Origin of the sequence: Enterococcus sp. E4-223 (assembly GCF_035727065.1) — a bacterium.
Lineage (GTDB): Bacteria > Bacillota > Bacilli > Lactobacillales > Enterococcaceae > Enterococcus_B > Enterococcus_B faecium.
In genome coordinates, this window is record NZ_JAPMLH010000008.1 from 128,936 (window position 1) to 146,927 (window position 17,992).

Sequence of the window (17,992 nt, forward strand, 5' to 3'; positions counted from 1 at the left end):
ATGTTTGATTCATATATATGGGATTTTGACGGGACGTTGTTCGATACGTATCCGATCATGCTTGACAGCATGATGAAAGCTTTAGAAGATCGGCAAGTAGTTGCTGATCCAAAAGCTGTTTATCGATTATTGAAAGAAAAATCTTCAAAAGCATTGACTGAAAAATATCATTTGGACTTTCGAGAATTCTCAGATGATTTCCATCAATACGAAACGCTTGATACACGCCAACCTGTCACATTTGATCATGTGTATGACACATTGACGCAATTGAAACAACAAGGATCTAAACATTATATCTTGACTCATCGTACGATCGCTTCGACTCGCAAATTGTTAGTAAAAGAAGGAATGTTAGAATTTTTTGAAGAAAACGCTAGGCGCCTGGCACTCATCTTCCTCCCTCCCTACAGCCCTCAGTTGAACCTAATGGAAGGCGTTTGGAAGTGGCTCAAGGAATCGGTCATCAACAATGTTTTTTTGACCACGTCCAGAAAATCAAACAGTCGGTCCGCGGTTTCTTAGCCGATGTAAACGAGCGTCCCCTTGAGGTGATTGACCGACTGTGCGTGCGGATGTAAAGTATTTAATTCAACCTATATAGCTAAACGATCAAAGATTCCTTGATCTGGTTTCCTATGTTAGAAACGGATCAGGGGGTCTTTTGCTTTTGAAAGAGGTCTTGTTGAAAAAAAACCTCTGTTTACCTTTTGAGTAACAAAAGATAAACAGAGGCACCCACCTTGTCAAACCAGCACGTGGTCGTTAATTGAAAAATATAAGTTGTACGCTTGTAACTGAACAGCAGTCATTAAACTGGTCCCTGCCAGACCCCATTGGTGTACATATAAGCCTGTACCTGCTTTGTGCTCGCTTTTGACTCCCACCCAGCTGTTTTATAAATCAACAAGCCAATTTGTTTGTTGAATCTGCCCGTCTAATTCACGTAAGGCTTTTGCGGTTTGATTCAAACGGTCGGTGATTTGCTTGGTATCGATCGTTCGGATCATACGAATCTCATTACGTCCCATCCGTGGAGCAACCTTGGCTGCTTCCAATGTTGCCGTTAGCATCGCATGCGAACGCCTTAAAGCTTCCCGTTTCTCTAATGCAGCAGCAATCGTTTCTTGTTCACCGATTTTGGCGACCGCATTTCGCTGATTGATTGCAATGACCAACTGGGCAAATTCTTGGTTTGTTGTTTCATAATCCAGCAGTAAGTCGTCGATGCTGCGGTCTAACGTATCGCCTTCTTGGATCACGGCACTACTGGCAATCTCTTCTCGTAACAGAGTGAGTTTGGATTCAAGATCTCTTCGTAGTAATAATGCTTCAGCAAGTTTCATTGATTTCATCCTTTCGAGCAAGGTTTCTTTTCTTTATCTTAGAAAAAAAAACACTAAGCTGGCAAGTATTTGCCCTCCAAAAAGTCTCGAAGCCATTATTGAAAAGATTGAAAATTCTAAAAACTGTTTGACTTGAAAAACGAGGAATAGTGTACTTTTATCAATTCAGTAGAATATAGGACATCGATGAGAAGAGTAGCTTTGATGACTGTTTAAAGAGAACCCGGGTTGGTGAGAAAGGGGACAGAACGCTAAGTGAAGATGAGCTCAGAGTCTTTTAACTGGTTTACGCTGGTTAGACGGAACGCAGCCGTTATCCTGCCGAGTATGCATACGTACTGATGAGGTGTTATTTGTAAAAATGACACGAAAAAGGGTGGTAACACGAAGTCTTCGTCCCTTTGTTGATCAATGATGATCAGCAAAGGGACGAGGATTTTTTTATTTGATCAAGCTTGCAACTCGCAAGTGAAAAGGAAAGAGGAGAGTAAATGAAAAAGGGTTTGGTTGTTGTAGGAATTTTAAGTTTTTTGTTAGCAGGATGTAGCACGACTGGATCGTCCGCAAAGGAGACAGATCCAGAAGTTCAAGAGATTTCAGTCAGCTTACCGGCAGAGTTGACAACATTAGATACGACGCAAACAACGGATAAAGTTACGTTTACCGTTATCCAGCATCTTTTTGAAGGGTCGTATCGTTTTGATGAAAAGAGTCAGCCAGTTCCCGGTTTGGCGGAGGAAGCAGTCATCAGTGAAGATGGCAAGACATATACCTTTAAACTAAAGGAAGAAGCCAAATGGAGTGATGGGCAGCAAGTGCAAGCAGCAGATTTTGCTTATGCTTGGAAGAAACTGGTCGATCCTAAAACCATGGGGCCTAATGCGTATCTTTTAGACAATGTCGTCAACAGTCAAGATATTCGCGAAGGGAAAGCAGACATTGCGACGATTGGCTTAGAAACACCGGATGAAAAGACCTTTGTCGTCCATTTGGAACAGCCGCAACCTTCTTTTTTATCGGTGGTGTCGATTGGCTGGTTAGCGCCTCAAAGACAGTCTTATGTTGAAGAAAAAGGGACGGCATATGGGAAAACAAGTGAAGACTTGCTCTATACGGGACCTTTCATTCTGAAAGACTGGCAACAGACCGGTGCAGAATGGACGCTTGCCAAAAATCCTGAGTATTACGATCAAGCGGTAGTTAAGTTGGATAAAATCAAAGGTTCCACGATCAAAGAGGAGAATACTGGAATCCAGTTGTTTGAAAGCGGAGAGTTGGATCTGCAAAAAATCAGCGAACTCTATGTGCAACAGTACCAAAATAATGACTCCTTAGTCACTCAAAAGGATATTGCCAACTATTTTTTAGATTTTAATAAACAGGCAAATAAACCATTGTCAAATGTCCACCTTCGTAAAGCCATCGCTTTGGCGATTGACAAAGAGAGTCTCGTGAATGATGTGTTGAACGATGGAGCAAGCGTATTGAATGGCCTTATTCCCAGTGGGCTTTATGCCAATCCGAATACCAATGAAGATTTTCGCACTTATAGCGGGGACTACAATGAATACGATAGTAACAAAGAACAAGCAGAATGGAGTCAAGCACAATCAGCTATCGGTGACAAAATTGAACTGACTTTATTGGTAACAGATGATGATCACGGACAAAAAATCGGTGAATATCTGCAAAATCAGCTTCAAGATCATTTGCCTGGTTTGACGATTACAATCAATAAACAACCACGAACGAATTTGAATCAATCACGAGCAGATGGTCAATATGAGTTGTCGATTTCTGGTTGGATTGCTGGCAGCAGTGACTTGGACTCTTATTTCAATTTATATAAAAAAGGTTCTTCTTACAATTACGGTGGATATGTCAACGAGGACTATACGGCATTGACAGAAAACGCACGTACCGTGGATGCCAATGATCCAGATAAAGTATTTGAAGATTACAAATCAGCAGAATCAATTCTGTTAGCAGAAGATGCAGCTCAAGTTCCTCTATATCAGAGTGCATCAAATTATTTGATCAGGTCAACGATCAAAGATATCCAATTTCCCGCATACGGTGCCTATTTTTATTTCCGTACGGCATCTGTAGAGAAGTAAGCAAAAAACGCAGCCCTAAGCTTGCTTGGGCTGCGTTTTTGTGAGCTGCACTTAATAACAACGATCAGTAGTTACTCATTTTCTGTGGTCATTGCAGCTTCTTTAAATAAGAGAACTTTACTTTCTGGATAGGTTGGAAAGTGATTCATTGGAATCTTCCAATCTTGTTCAGGAACTTCAAACTGATAGTGGTTGACCAGTAAATCACTGAACACGCGCAACGTATGCAAGGTGATCCATTCACCAGCACAGCGGTGCATTTTGCGGAAATCACCGCCTCCTTGTGCGATCATTTCATATTCTTCCTCATAGGAAATGGCTTGTGTACGTCCGACAAAGCGATCCACTTTGAAGTCATCTGGCTGATCAAAGGTTCTCGGATCATGATTCGTACCATAAATATCTTGGACGACCCAGCTGTCCTTAGGGATCAGATAACCATCGACGACAACATCTTGCAAGCTAATGGCGGGCATCATTGGAAAGAAAGGATAAAAGCGGCGTAATTCTTGAATAAATGAATCCTGTAACTCCGAAAAGTTTTGTTTAAGTGCTTGGTAGATGGTCGTTGTACTAAAAAGGGCATGTCCCATCAAAGCGATCCAAACGGTTAAAGCAACCGTAGGGCGGATGATATTTAACAGATCGACGGCTGCAACTTCGATCGGCAGTAAATTACCTTCAAGATCAGTGGCAGTAGCGAAAGTATAAAGTGCTAATGATTCTTTGCCAGCAACAGGATGTTGATGAGCTTCTTCAATCAATCCTTGAGCCCATTTCTCAGATTTTTTACGATATTCGACGCCTCTTAAATGGGCGACAGGGGAGGTGACAGTCCCGCTGAACATAGCAACTTGATAAAATCAGCTAACTCACTGATCTCTAATTGAGACAGTGGTGCTAGATTGATTCCTGACCATTCACAAATCGTTTTGAATAGAACATTTTTTGTGAGTGAAAAAAGCTCAAAGGTACCGGATTGTTTATCCAGTTCATGAGAAAGGTTTCGTTCCAACAAATCATGGTAATCGGTCATTCTCTCAGGTGTCATCAAGTCCATAAAGTAGTTTTTCCGATGGTGATGTTGTTCCCCGTCTAAAATTTGAACCCCCTCTTCACCTAACAAGGTTGAACGGACGAGTTTAGGCATTGCTCCTTCACGTTTAAAGTTTCGTGGATCATAAAAAATTTTTGCTGCTTCTTTTCCATAAATGGCAATCACTTCTTAATTCAGAAATTTTGCTCTAACGACTGGGGCATTCACCTCAGACCGTAATTCTCCTAAGATTTCATAACCAGCATCAAAGAGTTCTTTGACCTCAGTTAATTTGATTTTCGCTGTTGGTACTTCTTTCATTGGATTTCCTCCTATCTTTTTCCTATTGATATACTTCTAGCTTAAGCTTTTTTCTTTATTTAGACAAAAGAAACACATAAAAAAGAGCAGATCATCCAAGATGATCTGCTCAAAATGCGGAAGATGGGAGTTGAACCCACACGAGATATACTCACACGCGCCTGAAGCGTGCGCGTCTGCCATTCCGCCACTTCCGCGCATAAATAACCTTAGCGCATTTTGAGAATTTTGGCAAGAAAAAAAATAAGTCTGTCAGCGGGGACTGACAGACAAGGAGTAAAAAATGAAAAAGTTGGGTTGTTTGTTGGGTTATTTATATAGTAACCGGAAAATATGAAAAAATTGTGATTAACCCTTAGCGTTTTAAAGAAAAAAACAGGCCAAAGGTTAAAAAAAACTAAAATAGCACCATGAAAAAAAAGGGCCTGCCAGCGGGGACTGGCAGGCAAGGAGTAAAATGAAAAAGTTAGGGTTTGTTGGTATGAATAAACTATACCGCCCAAATGTGAAAAAAGAGTGACTAAAAAGGAACGTTTTTGTTATGATCCGTAGACCAAATCAAGGTTTTTTTCATTGAAGGTGTCTCCATGCTCCAAATCACCATATTTGAACCCCCGGTTGAACCATTCAACTCGTTGTTTTGAAGTCCCATGAGTAAAACTATCTGGTACGACATATCCTTGGTATTCCTTTTGTAACGTATCATCACCGATGGCATTAGCAGCTGTGATAGCCTCTTCGATATCACCAGCTTCTAAAATCGGTTGGCCGTTATAAGTTTTTCCTTGTAGATACTTGGCAAATGTACCGGCTAAATAATCCGCTTGTAGTTCCAAACGAACACTATATTGATTGTATTCTTTTTCAGAAACCTGTTGGCGGATCTTATCGAGTTGCTGTGTAATACCAAGTTCGTTTTGTACGTGATGACCAACTTCATGAGCAATGACATAGGCCATAGCAAAATCTCCGCTGGCCCCATACTTTTGAGAAAGTTCTGTTGCAAAGCTGAGATCCAGATAAACATTTTGATCGGCAGGGCAATAAAAGGGACCAACTTGAGAAGTTGCATTCCCACAAGCCGATTGAACACTTCCTGTAAATAAAACCAGTTTAGGATCTTGATACGTAGTCTGTTCTGCTTCAAAAACACCATTCCAATAATCTTCCAAATGGCCGAAGACGACAGCGGAGAATTCTTTTTCCTCTGTATACTCGTCTGAAGCCACATTTTCTGTTTGATAATTAGCGGCTTGTCCGCCTCCCAAAATATCTGTGACGGAGTTTAAATCACCTCCACTGAATAGAAAAAAGAGGACTGCGATAACAATCGTACCGATACCACCGCCGGCCATTATTTTTCCTCCTGAACCTGCGGAACGACCAGAGCGGTCTTCCACATTGGAACTTTGTCTACCCCCACGCCATTTCATTTTGTTTCCTCCTCATTTGACTGTTTACATTTATTATAAGAGAAAACGAGGAAGATGAGAAAAGTTTGGCTTGCTTGAAGCGATTTTGCGGAACAAACGACCGATATTACTATCAAGGGAAAGGGTGTGCACACCTTTTAATCATTTTTTAATCTAACAATTGGTCTTCATATTTGTTAAGGTATCACTAGAATAAAGGTAGAGGGTGAGCAAATGAAAAACAATTATTCTTTGATCGAAGACCGACGCATGCAAATTTTGGTTCTGTTGCAAAGTTTTCCAAGAAATCTATTTTAGTGTAAAATTGAGAAAAAAGACAGAGAGGACAGAGTAATGAATCATTTTAAAGGCAAACAATTCAAAAAAGACGTCATTATTGTCGCTGTTGGTTACTACCTGCGTTACAATCTAAGCTATCGTGAAGTTCAGGAATTGTTATATGATCGTGGAATAAATGTTTGTCATACTACGATTTATCGTTGGGTACAAGAGTACAGCAAAGTCCTCTATTATCTTTGGAAGAAGAAAAATAGACAATCCTTCTATTCATGGAAAATGGACGAAACCTATATCAAAATTAAGGGACGTTGGCATTATCTTTATCGTGCAATTGATGCGGACGGCTTAACCTTAGATATCTGGTTACGAAAGAAACGGGATACGCAAGCAGCCTATGCTCTCTTAAAACGACTCCATAAACAGGTTGCTGAGCCGAAAGCAATTGTGACCGATGAAGCACCTTCTCTTGGCTCCGCCTTTAGAAAGTTACAGAGTGTGGGTTTATATACTAAGACAGAGCACCGAACTGTGAAGTATCTTAACAATTTAATAGAACAAGACCATCGACCTATTAAACGACGAAATAAATTTTATCAAAGTCTCCGTACAGCCTCTTCCACGATTAAGGGCATGGAGACCATTCGGGGAATATATAAAAAGAACCGAAGAAATGGAACGCTCTTCGGCTTTTCGGTGTCTACTGAAATCAAGGTATTAATGGGAATAACAGCCTAAGATATTTGGAGTTCAGAGAGGGCGCGTTTGATTTTCAAACTTCGCAACAGAACCATCATTTGAATGGGGTGGCAGCAGGAGTGGTGCAGTCTTTTCAAAACTGTTTACAAGAGAATCAAATCAGTCCAGATGATGTGGTTTTCGTGGCTCACTCGACAACGCAAGCAACGAATGCATTGATTGAAGGAGATGTAGCTAAAGTTTTGGAGTAATCGGCATGTCGAAAGGCGGTCTTGAAGGATTTTTAGCCAAAAGACAAACACGATTGAACGATATTGATCTAGGGAACAAGAAAAAAATCGAAATCGTCAATGCTTTTTTACCAGTAAAACATTTGAATGTGGATCGAGTGGCTGAAACGATCTCTAATTTAGAAAAAGAAAAAGCGGAGGTACTAGTGTCTTCGATGGCCTTTGGGGTAGATAATGGTGAGCCAGAACGTGTTGTTTATGAAGCTGCTTCTTGTAAAGCCATTCCAACAACGATGGCATCTGATATTACTAAATTATATGGATTGACAGACATCGGTACGCCAATCGTCAAACAGCATAATGGTATCAATGAGATCACCTTATATTATGACTTGCCGCTCTTCTTTTATTTCATCATCGGGTTGACCTTCATTGGTTGGCTGATTTTATTCATCATGTTTATTAGAAGTCGGATACATTCATAAAAAAATGAGGTCGAGACAAATCTAAAAATCAGTCTTTCTACAGACGCTCGAATAAACGGCGAGAGCAGAAGCAACTCCTTCGGAAATAAGCCGAAATTCACAAAAATTTGAAAAGCAATTTTCGTTCATTTCTTCTTATTTCTCGGAGTTAAACACTTCTGTCCCAGCTTCTCTCAAATAAACGGTGTCCAAAAGTCAGGCTTTTCGGGAATTTCAAAAAAGAGGTTGAGACAGAAGTAAGAAACACTTTTGTCTCAATCTCATCTTTTGGTTATTCTATCTCTTCATTTCAATTCCTACCAGTTATTGCTTGGGGTTCAGTGGCACAACTGTTTCTCTCTTGATCAAGTGATGAGGGATGACTAGGCGCACGCCGCTACTGATCTCGTTATGGATCAATTCTTGTAATTTTTGCATGGCTACTCGCCCTAATTCGGAAATATCGATATCGATACTTGTGAGATAAGGATGAGTCAGTGTAGAAAAAATCGAATTATTGAAACTGATGATCGATAAGGTTTCTGGAATAAGATAACCGTACATTTGCGCTAATTGCATCGTGCGAAGTGCAAAAATATCATCGATTACCACAAGTGCTGTAGCACCGGCGTTTTTTAAGATAGTGTCAAAGGATAGATAGTCTTCTGCCTTTTCGATCACAACGCTAGGGTGAACATCTAGTCCAGCCATCATCATCGCTTTTTGATACCCGAAATAGCGTTCGAAATAGAGGCTTTCGTGGGTCGTGTTCGTAACGAAAAGAATCTGTTCATGCCCATTTTGGATAAGAAAATCAGTTGCCTGTTTTCCCAATAGCTGGTTGTCGTTATCAACGTAGATGATCTCATTTTCATGCTGATAAGGTTGACCGATCAGAGTGAAGGGAATCTCGTTTTGATACAAATAATCGATGACTGGGTCTTCGCTATCAGAGTACACTAAGATAAAGCCATCGACTTGTTTTTGTAAGTGCATTCTTTGGACATTTTCTAATAAGACATCAAAATTTTTCGCTGTTGCAATGGCTATTGTCATGTCGTGGTGACGTGCTTCTTCATTGATTGCATCCATGATCTCTAAGTAGAAGGGATTACCGATTCGTTCTTTAGAATCAAGTGGCGGCAATATCACGCCGATGGCACTAGAAACCCGTTTACCTAAATTTCTAGCAGTGATATTCGGTACATAGCCAAGTTCATCCATGATTTTTCGGACTTTCTTTTTGGTTGCTTCGGAAATACTTGGATGGTCATTGATGACGCGTGAGACAGTAGAGGTAGCTACTCCCGCTTTTTTTGCAACATCTTTTACCGTAATTGCCATAATTTAAACACCTTTCTTCTAAATAAAAATCTCTTCTTTTCTGAGCTATTCGTAATCAAAACAAGCAACTATTGAGTATTTGCTATCTGTTCATTCGGTAAAATAGTAAACTGATAGGTCGTATGGTTGACCTTTTCTTGACCAGGGTACAAAGCGATCGAACCGAGTTCAGGTAAATGGACTAGATCCGGAAATTCTTGTGGCTCGATGGCTAAACCATAGTTTGAATGCATATGTTTCCCGTTGATCATAAAATCAGCTTCAAAACCAGTCGTAGAAAATAATACCACACTTCTATTTGTTGTTGCTATAGACAACTGGCGTCCAGATTGTTTTTCTGAAAGACACAGCACCTTTTTTGAACGTTTCGGTGTAGTAAGAACAAAAACGTCATCAAGTCCTTCTGGATAAGCGTTGAGAATTTCTTCGATTGTATGTGGTTTCTTGAAATTGATCGGTAAATCCGCTTGAGTGATTTGTTCGCCTGTTGGTAGTTTATCTTCATCTAATACCAATAGACTTTCTGCTTGGACAGCCAGTTCATGTGTATCAATGTCGCGTTTACCATTCCCAGAAAGGTTGAAATAGGCATGATTGGTTGGATTGCAGATCGTCTCGACGGGACTGTTCGTTTTTGTGATCATTTCCAGGCTATTCGCAGTTAGCTGATACGTGATCGTTGCTGTGATAGGACCAGGATAATCGGAAAAAGTGTCTTGTAAATAAAAGACAACGCCGATCGACTGTGGATTTTTGAACACTTCGACATCCCAATATTGGAAAGACCATCCATTTGTTCCTCCGTGGATATGGTGGTTGCCAGCGTTTTTTTCAAGTTGATGATTTCCCCATGTAGCATTTCGGATTCTGCCTGCTACGGGACCGACTGTGGCTCCAAAGAAACTTTCATCGGTTAAAACATCTGAAAGTTCATCATAAGAAAGTAAGACGTTTTCTAAATGTCCTTTGTTATCTGGAGCAAAGATTTGGTGAAGTCTAGCGCCATAATTTAGAAGAACGACGGTCAATTCGTCGTTCTTCAATGTGATTTTTTTTAATTCAGTGTTGGGGATAGGAGTCACTGAAATAGAAGGTTCAGGCATTTGGCTGCCACGTTTTTTTCAAGTAATCGAAAGTCAATGAAGCTGTATCAGGTACGATTGGAATATCCTCCCCAAGATCTTCTGAACGTCCTACGCCGATAGGTTGCGCACCACTAGCAATGATCGCAGCGATTCCAGCTTTTGCATCCTCGATTCCGATGCAGTCACGAGGGGTCAAACCGATTTCTTTCGCAGCAAGTAGAAAAATATCTGGTGCAGGCTTTCCATTAGCGACTTTTGCCGGATCAGCAATCGCATCAAAGTAGCTTTCTAGACCCATCTTGGCAAGTAGGAAAGGGCCATTTTTGCTTGCAGATGCTAGTGAAATCTTGATATTGTTTGCCCGTAAGTCTTTTAATAATTCTAAAATCCCTGGAAAAACATCTTTTGGTGTGATCGATTGGATCATTTCAAGATAATAATCATTTTTTCTTTTCGCTAATTCGAGAAATTCTGTTTTTGAGAATTGCTCTTCTTTTTTTCCGTGAGCAAGAAGGAGAGTCAGAGAATCTTCTCTGCTTACACCCTTCAATTGTTCGTTGAATGACCGATCTAAGGGAATACCGATCTCATCACCTAGCTTTTTCCAAGCACGGTAATGGAATTCAGCGGTATCTGTAATGACCCCATCTAAGTCGAATAATACACCTTTAAACATTCGCTTCACCTTCTCGTAATGGAATAGTCAAATGATCAGTAAGGACATACGCTTTTTCGTAGACTTCTAGCGGTAATGCTTCGCCAGATAAGAGGTTCAATGTTACCTGTTCATTTGAAACGGCGACAAATAACAAGCGGTCGCGATAATTGATATGGAATGAATAAGCAGACCATGTTTTAGGCAAGAATGGTGCAAATCTTAATTGTTCATGATCTGTCTTCATTTGCGCGAATCCTTGTACGATAGCAAGCCAACTTCCGGTCATTGAAGTGATGTGTAAGCCATCCTCTGTATCATTGTTATAGTTATCTAAATCTAAACGAGCAGTGCGTTGATACATTTCAACGGCTTTATCTTCCATGCCTAGTTCAGCAGCTAAAATAGCATGGATACTAGGAGATAGGGAAGACTCATGGACAGTCATTGGCTCGTAAAAATCAAAGTTGCGTTGTTTTTCTTCTTTTGTAAATGAATCATTGAAGAAGTAGATACCTTGTAAAACGTCTGCTTGTTTAATGAAGCAAGAACGAAGGATCTTGTCCCATGACCAATGCTGATTCAATGGCAATTCACTTGCGGATAGTTCCGCTACTGGTTTGAGATCTTTGTCTAAGAAAGTATCGTGTTGAACAAAAATCCCTAATTCTTCATCTACTGGGAAGTACATATTTTCAGCAATTTCTTGCCAATGTGCCAATTCATCGTCGCTGATTTTAGCAGTGCTCTCTTCTTTGAACTTCAAATAATTTTCTCGTGTGTAACGTAGTACCCAACAAGCAATCGTATTCGTGTACCAATTGTTGTTGATATTATTCTCATATTCGTTCGGTCCTGTAACCCCGTGGATCATATATTGATTGTTTCGTTTAGAAAAATGGACTCGGTCTGCCCAAAAGCGAGCGATTTCTGCTAAGACTTCTAAACCTTCATTTTTTAAATAGTCGATGTCGCCAGTGTAGTTAGTATAATTATAAATAGCGTAGGCAATTGCGCCATTTCGATGGATTTCTTCAAAGGTGATTTCCCATTCATTGTGGCATTCGACACCTGTGAAAGTGACCATTGGATATAACGCGCCCTTTAGCCCTTGCTGTTGTGCATTATGGATTGCTTGTGGCAATTGGTTATGGCGGTACTTCAAGAGATTCTTAGTGACTTCAGGTTTCGCTAAAGCGAGGTACAGAGGCACTGCATAGGCTTCAGTATCCCAGTAAGTTGCACCACCATATTTTTCGCCAGTGAAGCCTTTTGGTCCAATATTCAAACGTTCATCTTCGCCATAATAAGTAGAAAATAGCTGGAAGAGGTTGAAACGGATTCCTTGTTGTGCTTCATCGTCTCCTTCAATGACTACATCTGCCAATTCCCATCGTTTAGACCAAGCGGCTGTTTGCTCCTCTTTTGCTTGGGGATAGTGAACGTTCAATTCGTTGAATTCTTTAAAGAGATGTGTCGCTTGTTGCGCTTCAGGGATATCTCGGCTTGTGAAAATCAATACTTCTTTGTCGATAAGAAGTGTTTCATTTTCATTTAAGTCAAAGGTGAATGAACCTTCGATTGCTAAGGTGCCCTCTTGGTAGCTTGGCGTATATAATTTTCCATCAACGTAGTGGCGCATCCCAGCGGTCACTGTAAATTGTTCGATCTCAAAATTATTCGGGATCGTTTTAGTCGTTAAGTACGCTATTTCTTCCTTGACACCATGATCGATGTCATTCCAAAAGTGTTCATCGTAATTGCTGTCTTCGTTTTGGACATTGCCATCTAGCTTAGAAATAACTTTTACAGTTCCATTTCCTTCCAACATTTCAATGGTTAAGCGAATATAAGCGGCTTCATTTTTGACAATACTTAAAAAGCGCTCGAATGAAAGACGAACTTTGTTTGATGGGGTAGTGACTGTATAACTACGTGTCAAAACACCGTTTTTCATGTTTAATTCCCAATAAAAATCTTCAGTAGTAAGTGTAGCTAGATCAATCAGCTGATCATCGATAAAAAGATCCATAGCGATAAAATCGACTGCATTGATTACTTTTCCAAAATATTCAGGATAGCCGTTTTTCCACCAGCCAACACGTGTTTTGTCAGGGTACCAAACACCTGCTAAATAGGTTCCTTGGTGATGATCACCAGAATATGCTTCTTCAAAATTTCCGCGCATACCCATATATCCGTTACCGATACTGGTCAATGATTCTTGCAAGCGTAAATTTTCTTTATCTAATTTATTCGTGCTGATTTTCCAAGGGTCGATCTGAAATAACCGTTTAATTTGTTTCATTGTTCTCCTCCTAGACGTTGTCGTTTATACGTCCATAATAAACGCAACCGATTGCGTAAGTCAACTAGAAAAGTGAAATTAAATTTTGAAGTGGATGAAAAAACAAAACAAAAGCGATTGTATCAATATTTACTACTATAATATGAACAGAAATAATGTATAAAGAACGATTGGGTACTTACAGAAAAAGCATAAAAATACGAAATAAAGCATTTACAAAAAAAGAAACACACGCTATAATAACTAACAACGAAACCGATTGCGCAAAGGAGACGAGGAAATGAAAAAAATATTTAGCTTTGAGTTTTGGCAAAAATTTGGAAAGGCTTTAATGGTCGTTGTGGCAGTTATGCCAGCGTCAGGTTTGATGATCAGTATCGGTAAATCGATTCCGTTGATCAATCCTGATCTTGCACCTTTAGTTACAACGGGTGGCGTGATCGAAAATATTGGTTGGGCAATTATCGGAAATTTACATCTTTTATTTGCACTAGCGATAGGTGGTAGTTGGGCAAAAGAACGAGCAGGGGGAGCATTCGCTGCGGGGATCTCATTTATATTGATCAATCGGATCACAGGAGCAATTTTTGGTGTGACTAATGAGATGTTGGCAAATGAAGACGCATTTACGCATACCTTGTTTGGCACGAAAATCATGGTTAAAGGGTTCTTTACCAGTGTATTAGAAGCACCAGCACTAAATATGGGGGTATTTGTTGGGATTATTGCAGGGTTCGTTGGGGCGATGGCCTATAATAAATATTACAATTATCGTAAATTACCTGACGCATTATCGTTCTTTAATGGAAAAAGATTTGTTCCTTTTGTAGTTATTTTGTGGTCAACGATTGTTGCATTGATTCTTGCTATTGTATGGCCGAATGTCCAAGCAGGGATCAATAACTTTGGATTGTGGATTGCAGAGTCAAAAGAAAGCGCTCCGATTTTAGCACCATTCCTATATGGTACATTGGAACGTCTATTGTTACCATTTGGCTTACATCACATGTTGACGATCCCAATCAATTATACGCAGCTGGGTGGTACCTATGAGATATTATCTGGTGCGCAAGCGGGAACACAAGTATTTGGACAAGATCCTTTATGGTTGGCGTGGGCGACTGATTTGGTCAACTTGAAAGGCGCCGGCGACATGTCGCAATATGAATTCGTATTGACGAACTGGACACCTGCTCGTTTTAAAGTGGGACAAATGATTGGTTCTTCCGGTATCTTGATGGGATTAGCACTAGCGATGTACCGTAATGTTGATCCAGACAAAAAGTCTAAATATAAATCAATGTATTTTTCAGCAGCACTTGCAGTTTTCTTAACAGGTGTAACCGAACCATTAGAGTTCATGTTCATGTTTGCAGCTGTACCTCTTTACATTGTTTATTCTGTGATCCAAGGGGCAGCTTTTGCAATGGCAGATATTCTACCTTTACGTGTCCATTCATTTGGGAACATTGAACTATTGACACGTACACCATTAGCGATCAAAGCAGGATTAGGTATCGACTTGCTCAATTTTGTTATCTGTGTCATATTATTTGGAGTATTGACGTATTTTGTGGCAAACTTTTTGATCAAAAAATTCAATTATGCTACACCAGGACGTAATGGGAACTATGATAACGACAGTGAAGAAACGCCGTCAGGTTCTGCAACTAATGCAGATCAACAAATCATTAAGATCATCCATTTGTTAGGTGGAAAAGAAAACATCAAGGATGTAGATGCTTGTATGACTCGTTTACGTGTCAGCGTCGAGGATCCTGGGAAAGTCGGTTCAGAAGAAGAATGGAAACGTGCTGGAGCGATGGGCTTGATCGTTAAGGACAAAGGTGTGCAAGCCGTGTATGGACCAAAAGCGGATGTGTTGAAATCGGATATTGAAGATTTACTACAATCAGGCGCTGATATTCCAGAGCCAACAGTTGAGGCAACAAATAAAAATGAGAAGAATGAAGAGAAACATGTTTTAGGTATCGAAAAAGAATTATTCACTGTAGCAACTGGTGAGGTAATTGCTTTAACAGATGTGAATGATCCAGTCTTTTCACAAAAGATGATGGGTGATGGCTTTGCTGTCATTCCTGCCACTGGAGAAGTGACGGCACCACTTTCTGGTAAAATCGTGAGTGTCTTCCCAACCAAGCATGCAATTGGCATGCAAACAGCAGAAGGAGCAGAAGTTTTGATCCATATGGGACTGGATACTGTTCATATGAGCCAGCCAGCGTTTGAGATCTTAGTTTCTGAAGGCCAAGAAGTAGTAGCAGGAACAACGATTGCTCAGATGAATCTAGATGCAATCAAGAACGAAGGGAAAGAAACGACGATCATAGTAGTCTTTACAGATGACAAAGTCAATGGGCTGACCATCAATAAATTAGGAGACACTGAACGAGGAACAGTGATCGGGAAAATAAACTTGTAAAGAATCACAGAAGTTCATGTGTGTATTTCATATCGAAAGAATGTGTTCGATGTGTGTAACTCCTAGAAGTAAGCCGATAATCCCGAAATTGCTTTTCCTATTTCAGGGATTATTGGCTTATTTTTTGAATAAACTACTTTGGGGTCTTTACCTATATGGATCCAGAAGGTGGGAGCAATGTTTCGACCCATCCCATTAAGAAGGAGAATTATATGAAAATAATGACGTTGAATACGCATAGCTGGTTAGAAGAGGAACCACAAGAAAAATTAAAACAGATCGCTCAAAAAATCTGTCATGAACAATATGATGTGATCGCATTGCAAGAAGTCAATCAAACGATGGACGCAAAAGGACTAACCAGTGAGCAGCTGAAGAATTTTAGTCAGGTGCAGGAACAAACGCCTGTCCGCTCGGATAACTTTGCCTATTGCTTGATCCAGCTCTTAGCAGAACAAGGTGAAACTTACTATTGGAGTTGGGAAATGAGTCATATCGGCTATGCTATCTATGAGGAAGGCAATGCGCTTCTTTCCAAACAACCACTAACTAGTCAAACGCACCTAGTCTCCGAAACAAAAGAAAAAGAGGATTACCATACTCGAAAAATATTAGTAGGTCAAACCTCTGTCAAAACACAATGTATTACTGTAGCAAGTTGTCATTTTTCTTGGTGGGCAGATGAAAAAAGCGGATTTGCATTTGAGTGGAAAGAATTAGAAGCAAGTTTAGCGCCTCTTACAACACCACTGTATCTATTAGGGGATTTCAACAATCCTGCTGAAGGCAGCGGGTACGATTTAGTGGCAAAAAGTCAGTTGCCTATTCGTGATGCTTATCCAATCGCGCAAAAAAAACAAGCTGAAGCAACGATCGAAAAGAGAATCGATGGCTGGGAAAACAATAAAGAGGGGCTACGTATCGACTATATTTATGTACCACAAGATTGCTTTGTTACAAGTTATCAACGTATTTTTGACGGGGAAAATGGCCCGATTGTCAGTGATCATTATGGGGTAGCAGTCACGTTGGAGTGAAGAGAAACGAAGGAATATTGTCACAATAAGAATATGGGACAAATCTAAAAACCAGGTTTGCTACAGACTCTCGAATAAACGACGGGAGCAGAAGCAACTCCTTCTTAAATAAGCCGAAATGAACAAAAATTTGAAAAGCAATTTTCGTTCATTTCTTCTTATTTCTCAGAGTTAAACACTTCTGTCCTAACCTCTCTCAAATAAACGACGTCCGAAAGGCAGGTTTTTCGGAAATTTAAAAAAAACGAGCAATACAAAAAATGTATTGTTCGTTTTTTCTCTAATTTCTCATAAACGATTTTTGTCTCGACCTCATTTTTTTATGAATGTATCCGACTTCTAATAAACATGATGAATAAAATCAGCCAACCAATGAAGGTCAACCCGATGATGAAATAAAAGAAGAGCGGCAAGTCATAATATAAGGTGATCTCATTGATACCATTATGCTGTTTGACGATTGGCGTACCGATGTCTGTCAATCCATATAATTTAGTAATATCAGATGCCATCGTTGTTGGAATGGCTTTACAAGAAGCAGCTTCATAAACAATACGTTCTGGCTCACCATTAGCTACCCTTAAAGGCAATGTGGAAGGAATGATTGACGGAGTCTGGAAAATAACTCCCGAGCGCCTACAATCTTGTTATGATGAAATAGATCGTCTAACTCGTTTAATTGGAAATATAGAAGTAATCAACAAAATTGAAGCAAAATATGATCATTTAAATAAAACTGAGTTTAACATATATAAGTTGATTGAATCCGTTATTGAAAATTTCGCCAGCAAAATTGAGTCAAAAAACCTTCATGTTGAAATCCAAGGGGATAACATCAATATATCTGCAGATAAAGATAAAATGAACCAAGTTGTTATCAATCTTTTGAATAATGCTATTAAATTTACGCAAAAGGAGGGAACCATTAAGTTTTCTATAAGTAAAAATAAAGACCATGTTCTTTTAATTGTTGAAGACAACGGCATCGGTATAGAAAAAGATCAGCAACTTCATATTTTTGATAGATTTTATATGGCTGACCCCTCCAGAAGTAGAGCTTTAGGGGGTCAAGGTATCGGATTAGCTATTGTAAAGAGCGTTATTGAAGCGCATAAAGGTAGTATAACTGTAAAAAGTAAATTAGGTCTAGGAACTAAATTTGTTATAAAGTTACCATTTCAATAAAGGAGGAGAGTTA

The 17,992-nt window shown here is 39.8% G+C and carries 11 protein-coding genes, 1 tRNA gene and 5 pseudogenes; 7 read left to right on the forward strand and 10 right to left on the reverse strand.

The features are described 5' to 3' along the window. Window positions 1-525 carry an HAD hydrolase-like protein gene (locus tag OS139_RS11610; RefSeq protein ID WP_002316725.1) on the forward strand — a complete coding sequence of 175 codons (525 nt, stop codon included), beginning with the start codon at window positions 1-3 and terminating at the stop codon, window positions 523-525. 371 nt (window positions 526-896) lie between these two features. Here the strand turns inward: OS139_RS11610 and OS139_RS11615 are convergent, their stop codons facing one another. Then, the gene (locus tag OS139_RS11615) at window positions 897-1,346 is read right to left on the reverse strand and encodes a DIP1984 family protein (protein WP_002331389.1); all 450 of its coding nucleotides are present in this window, start codon (window positions 1,344-1,346) and stop codon (window positions 897-899) included. Between the two features lie 491 nt (window positions 1,347-1,837). Here OS139_RS11615 and OS139_RS11620 point away from each other — a divergent pair, with 491 nt between their 5' ends. Further along, window positions 1,838-3,463 carry a peptide ABC transporter substrate-binding protein gene (locus OS139_RS11620; protein WP_325066937.1) on the forward strand — a complete coding sequence of 542 codons (1,626 nt, stop codon included), beginning with the start codon at window positions 1,838-1,840 and terminating at the stop codon, window positions 3,461-3,463. 71 nt (window positions 3,464-3,534) lie between these two features. Here OS139_RS11620 and OS139_RS11625 read toward each other — a convergent pair. From OS139_RS11625 to ypfJ, 3 genes and pseudogenes are all read right to left on the reverse strand, one after another. Then, window positions 3,535-4,820 (reverse strand): annotated as a pseudogene (locus OS139_RS11625) (cytochrome P450). Window positions 4,821-4,935: 115 nt separating this feature from the next. Beyond that, window positions 4,936-5,017 (reverse strand) — tRNA-Leu (locus OS139_RS11630). Window positions 5,018-5,359: 342 nt separating this feature from the next. Further along, window positions 5,360-6,253: a KPN_02809 family neutral zinc metallopeptidase gene (gene ypfJ / locus OS139_RS11635; RefSeq protein ID WP_002316719.1), complete on the reverse strand. Its 894-nt coding sequence runs from the start codon at window positions 6,251-6,253 to the stop codon at window positions 5,360-5,362. A gap of 333 nt (window positions 6,254-6,586) precedes the next feature. Between ypfJ and OS139_RS11640 the strand changes: the two genes are divergently transcribed. Together OS139_RS11640 and OS139_RS11645 are read left to right on the forward strand one after the other, a co-directional pair. Beyond that, window positions 6,587-7,267, forward strand: coding sequence for an IS6 family transposase (locus OS139_RS11640; RefSeq protein ID WP_119657922.1), 681 nt, complete (start codon window positions 6,587-6,589; stop codon window positions 7,265-7,267). A 56-nt stretch (window positions 7,268-7,323) separates the two neighbouring features. After that, window positions 7,324-7,787 (forward strand): annotated as a pseudogene (locus OS139_RS11645) (hydantoinase/oxoprolinase N-terminal domain-containing protein); the annotation flags it as partial. Window positions 7,788-7,990: 203 nt separating this feature from the next. Here the strand turns inward: OS139_RS11645 and OS139_RS11650 are convergent. From OS139_RS11650 to OS139_RS11670, 5 genes and pseudogenes are all read right to left on the reverse strand, one after another. Then, a pseudogene (locus OS139_RS11650) lies at window positions 7,991-8,110 on the reverse strand (DUF3788 family protein); the annotation flags it as partial. Between the two features lie 136 nt (window positions 8,111-8,246). After that, complete coding sequence (locus OS139_RS11655) at window positions 8,247-9,266, reverse strand: LacI family DNA-binding transcriptional regulator (protein WP_002316718.1); 1,020 nt, start codon at window positions 9,264-9,266, stop codon at window positions 8,247-8,249. A 68-nt stretch (window positions 9,267-9,334) separates the two neighbouring features. Next, the gene (locus OS139_RS11660; protein WP_002316717.1) at window positions 9,335-10,369 is read right to left on the reverse strand and encodes an aldose epimerase family protein; all 1,035 of its coding nucleotides are present in this window, start codon (window positions 10,367-10,369) and stop codon (window positions 9,335-9,337) included. Next, window positions 10,362-11,027 carry a beta-phosphoglucomutase gene (gene pgmB, locus OS139_RS11665; protein ID WP_002291307.1) on the reverse strand — a complete coding sequence of 222 codons (666 nt, stop codon included), beginning with the start codon at window positions 11,025-11,027 and terminating at the stop codon, window positions 10,362-10,364. Before pgmB ends, OS139_RS11660 begins: the two co-directional genes overlap by 8 nt. Next, the gene (locus tag OS139_RS11670; RefSeq protein WP_002291308.1) at window positions 11,020-13,314 is read right to left on the reverse strand and encodes a glycoside hydrolase family 65 protein; all 2,295 of its coding nucleotides are present in this window, start codon (window positions 13,312-13,314) and stop codon (window positions 11,020-11,022) included. Before OS139_RS11670 ends, pgmB begins: the two co-directional genes overlap by 8 nt. 280 nt (window positions 13,315-13,594) lie before the next feature. Between OS139_RS11670 and OS139_RS11675 the strand changes: the two genes are divergently transcribed. Together OS139_RS11675 and OS139_RS11680 are read left to right on the forward strand one after the other, a co-directional pair. Continuing rightward, complete coding sequence (locus tag OS139_RS11675) at window positions 13,595-15,757, forward strand: PTS transporter subunit IIBC (RefSeq protein WP_044145485.1); 2,163 nt, start codon at window positions 13,595-13,597, stop codon at window positions 15,755-15,757. Window positions 15,758-15,969: 212 nt separating this feature from the next. Next, window positions 15,970-16,794 carry an endonuclease/exonuclease/phosphatase family protein gene (locus OS139_RS11680; protein WP_002332312.1) on the forward strand — a complete coding sequence of 275 codons (825 nt, stop codon included), beginning with the start codon at window positions 15,970-15,972 and terminating at the stop codon, window positions 16,792-16,794. 320 nt (window positions 16,795-17,114) lie between these two features. Here the strand turns inward: OS139_RS11680 and OS139_RS11690 are convergent. Further along, a pseudogene (locus tag OS139_RS11690) lies at window positions 17,115-17,372 on the reverse strand (hypothetical protein); the annotation flags it as partial. Here OS139_RS11690 and OS139_RS11695 point away from each other — a divergent pair. Continuing rightward, window positions 17,359-17,979 (forward strand): annotated as a pseudogene (locus tag OS139_RS11695) (sensor histidine kinase); the annotation flags it as partial. The pseudogenes OS139_RS11690 and OS139_RS11695 sit on opposite strands and share 14 nt — an antisense overlap. Window positions 17,980-17,992: the final 13 nt, after the last annotated feature.

Coding starts and splice junctions, on each gene's coding strand:
- OS139_RS11620 (WP_325066937.1), top strand. CDS start 1,838: ATGAAAAAGGGTTTGGTTGTTGTAGGAATTTTAAGTTTTTTGTTAGCA.
- ypfJ (WP_002316719.1), bottom strand. CDS start 6,253: ATGAAATGGCGTGGGGGTAGACAAAGTTCCAATGTGGAAGACCGCTCT.
- OS139_RS11670 (WP_002291308.1), bottom strand. CDS start 13,314: ATGAAACAAATTAAACGGTTATTTCAGATCGACCCTTGGAAAATCAGC.
- OS139_RS11640 (WP_119657922.1), top strand. CDS start 6,587: ATGAATCATTTTAAAGGCAAACAATTCAAAAAAGACGTCATTATTGTC.
- OS139_RS11660 (WP_002316717.1), bottom strand. CDS start 10,369: ATGCCTGAACCTTCTATTTCAGTGACTCCTATCCCCAACACTGAATTA.
- OS139_RS11655 (WP_002316718.1), bottom strand. CDS start 9,266: ATGGCAATTACGGTAAAAGATGTTGCAAAAAAAGCGGGAGTAGCTACC.
- pgmB (WP_002291307.1), bottom strand. CDS start 11,027: ATGTTTAAAGGTGTATTATTCGACTTAGATGGGGTCATTACAGATACC.
- OS139_RS11610 (WP_002316725.1), top strand. CDS start 1: ATGTTTGATTCATATATATGGGATTTTGACGGGACGTTGTTCGATACG.
- OS139_RS11675 (WP_044145485.1), top strand. CDS start 13,595: ATGAAAAAAATATTTAGCTTTGAGTTTTGGCAAAAATTTGGAAAGGCT.
- OS139_RS11615 (WP_002331389.1), bottom strand. CDS start 1,346: ATGAAACTTGCTGAAGCATTATTACTACGAAGAGATCTTGAATCCAAA.
- OS139_RS11680 (WP_002332312.1), top strand. CDS start 15,970: ATGAAAATAATGACGTTGAATACGCATAGCTGGTTAGAAGAGGAACCA.